General features: G+C 72.2%; 4 protein-coding genes. 2 read left to right on the top strand and 2 right to left on the bottom strand.

Features of this window, described 5'->3' with window-relative positions; translation table 11 throughout:
* Nucleotides 1-101 precede the first annotated feature (101 nt).
* Together AB0M11_RS41185 and AB0M11_RS41180 are read right to left on the bottom strand one after the other, a co-directional pair.
* Nucleotides 102-509 (bottom strand): hypothetical protein, encoded by a 408-nt coding sequence (locus AB0M11_RS41185; protein ID WP_365714098.1) that lies wholly within the window; start codon nt 507-509, stop codon nt 102-104.
* A gap of 137 nt (nt 510-646) precedes the next feature.
* Nucleotides 647-1,432 (bottom strand): hypothetical protein, encoded by a 786-nt coding sequence (locus tag AB0M11_RS41180; RefSeq protein WP_365714096.1) that lies wholly within the window; start codon nt 1,430-1,432, stop codon nt 647-649.
* 539 nt (nt 1,433-1,971) lie between these two features.
* Here AB0M11_RS41180 and AB0M11_RS41175 point away from each other — a divergent pair.
* Nucleotides 1,972-2,667 carry a transglycosylase family protein gene (locus AB0M11_RS41175; protein ID WP_365714093.1) on the top strand — a complete coding sequence of 232 codons (696 nt, stop codon included), beginning with the start codon at nt 1,972-1,974 and terminating at the stop codon, nt 2,665-2,667.
* A 512-nt stretch (nt 2,668-3,179) separates the two neighbouring features.
* Nucleotides 3,180-3,395, top strand: a complete 216-nt coding sequence (locus tag AB0M11_RS41170) for an I78 family peptidase inhibitor (protein WP_365714091.1) — start codon at nt 3,180-3,182, stop codon at nt 3,393-3,395.
* Nucleotides 3,396-3,405: the final 10 nt, after the last annotated feature.

Here is a 3,405-nt window from a genome sequence, read left to right as displayed (position 1 = left end):
CCTCCGGGGGGGGGTGGCGCTCCCGCGGCCCCCCACCCCCCCCGCCGGCGCTCGCGGGGGCGGGCCCCCCCCCCCCCGCCCCCCCGCCCCTCCCTCATGTGTCACAGACCCCGGCGCGGAGCCGGCGGCAGCGCCGCGGGGACCGGCGCCCTCCCGGTCTCCTGGGCCCGCCCGAGCGTCCCGACCCGCTGCCACTGCGGCGGCTGCGGCTGTCCGCCGCCGCTCCGGGCGCTGTAGGCACCCGCGCTGTACGCGCTGTACGAGTTCCCTCCGTACGACCCCAGCCCGTGCGTGCCGGTACTGAACGGGGCGGTCCCGAAGGCGACGAACCCCAGCGACTCCTCTCCGCTGCGATCACCCGGCAGCGTACGGAAGGCCTTGACCCACTCCGCGTAGAGCGAGTCGTAGATCGGCGTGGCCGAGAGCCCGGCCGGGGCCTCCTGAGCCGCCCGCGCGGCGGGAACGGTGGCGAAGGACGGCCGGTGGGGAGGAAGGTCGTATGCGTGCACGTATGTCCAAACGACCAGGTCCTCAAAGAGATGCGGCCCTGAGGTGCCCTGCTGGAGGCACGGGGCACTGCGCGACCAGTCACGGACCACCCGCAGCCGCTCACGCACCCGCAGCTCCCACCTCCCGTGGGCGCCCCTCAGACCCCCGCGAGCGGCAACGCCGCCGCCACCAGCTGCCCGTTCGCCGCCGCCTTGTCGATCGCGTCGCGCAGCAGGTCCTCCCGGGGCTGCCGCCCGATCGACCCCACCGGCGCCGCGAACATCAGCACCTGCTGGTGCTTGTTGGCCGCCGCCCGCCACCCGTCGGTCACCTGCAGCGGCTGATGCGCCTGCCACCACGCCACCGGCTGCCCGCCCGCCGGCCCCGGTTGCAGCACCGCGTGCAGCTGACCCACCGCCAGCAGCACCGACCACCCGTGCAGCACCGGCGGCACCGCGGAGAGCTCCGGCACCGGCATGAAGCCCTGCTCGATCAGGAGCGGCAGGAAGTCGTCGCCCACCCCGTCCGTGCCGGGCCGCACGATCGGCGAGGTCGGCTCCACGACCAGCGCCGGGTGCAACTCCCCGGCGATCAGCACGAGCCCGCTGGTCACCCCGAGCACCGCCTGTTCCGGCACGGACTTCTGCGGGCCGCCGCCGGGGGCGCTGTCGCCGTTGATGGAGCGGACCGCGCCCTGCAACTGCTCCTCGGTGACCTGGACGACCTGCGAGGGCAGGCAGGTGGCGTGGGCGAAGGCGAGGACGGCGGTCTCGTCGCCGATGAACAGGACGGTGCTGGTGCGCTCCTGTTCGGAGTCGCCCGGGGTGCGGCAGGACGTGCAGTCGTAGCTGCCGGGGGCGTTGTCTCCGGCGAGCAGCCGGTCGGCTTCTTCGTCGCCGATCTCGGCGCGTACCTCGTCGCTGACGTCGAGCATGCGCGGCACGGTGGCTCCCTCGGGATGCGTGCGTGAAGGGCCGGGTGGCTCCCGGTCCGTGAGCCCCCGGGGTCGCGGGCTCATGAAGAAGACAACGGGCGATCTGTGGTGGTGGTCACGCACGAGGGGGATCGGGATCGAACCATCCGCTGCACAGGGTCACTCGCGGTGCGGAATCCGGCACTCCCCGTCAACTCTTCGCATGCCAAAGGAGTTTGACGCGGTGAAGTGAATCACAGATCCGTCGAACCCGTGGTCGACAAATCACGAAATCAGGGAATGTAGTGGGTGGCCGAAAATTGCCGCTACCCAAGGTAACACCGAACTGGCCTGGCCCGACAGGGAGTTGGTTGATTTCGGGCGTTCCAGATCTCTAGATTCCTCCGCCGTGTGCAACGAGCACCGCTCGGGTACGTCCGCCGGCCATACCGGACAGAGCATCACCGCAGTACCGGCCGCGGCGGACGGGGCGAGCGCGAGGAACCGCGTCCATCGCGCGGGGACCGCGTCCCGCCTGGGGGACCCCGGGTATGTGGAGAGGGAAATACATGTCCGAGTGTGCCGATACCACCCGTGAGACCGTCGCGCCCAAGAGCGGCTCCCGCAAGGGCCGTACGACGGCCGCCCTGGCCGGAGCGGCGCTGCTCGCCCCGCTGGGCCTGCTGGCAGCCACCGGCAACGCCGCCGCGGCGGACAACGGAGTGTGGGACCGCATCGCCCGGTGCGAGAGCGGCGGCAACTGGCACATCAACACCGGCAACGGCTACTACGGCGGACTCCAGTTCTCCGCCTCCACCTGGCGCGCGTACGGCGGCGCCGCTTACGCGGCGACGGCCGACCAGGCCTCCAGGGAAGCGCAGATCGCCGTCGCCACCAAGGTCCAGCACGCCCAGGGCTGGGGCGCGTGGCCGGTCTGCTCGGGGCGCGCCGGGGCGACCGGCTCGGCGCCCGAGAACGCCTCGGCGACCACGAAGAGCGCCCCGGAGCCGGCGACGAAGTCGTGGAAGTCGTCGACCGCGTCGAGCGGCAGGAAGTCGGCCCCCGCCGCGAAGGCGCCCGAGCGCTCGACGACCGGCACCGGCCGGGTCTCGGCCCAGGGCGACTACACCGTCCGCGAGGGCGACACCCTGAGCCAGATCGCCGAGCGGCACGGCACCACCTGGCAGCGTCTCTACGCCGCCAACAAGGCCGTCATCGGCGACGACCCGAACCTCATCGTGCCCGGACAGCGCCTCGCGCTCTGACGCGAACCCCCGCCCGGCACCGCCTCGCGCCACCCCGCCCCGCCCGGTCCGACCGGGCGGGGCCGCCGCGTCGTGGGGGCGTGTGCATGCTCTGAATGGGAGCGGGCATCCGGGTGTGAGGACGATTCATGGCCGGACGGCCCGCTCCGAGTTCACGCCGCCGCCGGCCCCGTCCCGGCCCGCACGGCAGGAGGTTCTGTGCCGAAGCGGTGAATCTCTTATGCGGTGTCAGCTCGGGGACGGGCCGTCGGAATCGGAATGGAATGCGCGCACCGGAGCGCGTCCGATCCCGCTCCTGGTTCTTTCCGTTGGCTTTTCGGAAGACCCTACCGGCACCGGGGAATTGCACTCGAATGCGCCAGGAAGACGCAGGGAACCGCTCGTACGTGTGACAGAGTTCGATCGAAACGCGTGTCGGGATTCTGTGACAGAAGCGTGACCGGGAACGGACGGGGGACTTCGGCTCCCGGCCCGGCTTCCGTCTCCGCCGCGAGCGGCCTAGCGTGGGCCGTATGGCACCGGACACCGCTCCGCCGACGGAGCCCCAGGACAGCCCGCAAGCGTACGTAGGCCTCGACGCGGGCGACGCGGAACGGCTCGCCCGACAGCGGGGGTGGGCCACGGTGCGCTCGCTGCCGCCGGGCGCGATCATCACCATGGAGTACCGGATGGGGCGGCTCAACTTCGAGGTGCGCGACGGCGTCGTGGCACGCTCCTGGAAGGGCTGACCGCACGACG

This window comes from Streptomyces sp. NPDC051987 (assembly GCF_040680735.1).
GTDB lineage: Bacteria > Actinomycetota > Actinomycetes > Streptomycetales > Streptomycetaceae > Streptomyces.
Note: the sequence above shows the minus strand (reverse complement) of the source record. Positions and strands in the feature narration are given on the sequence as shown.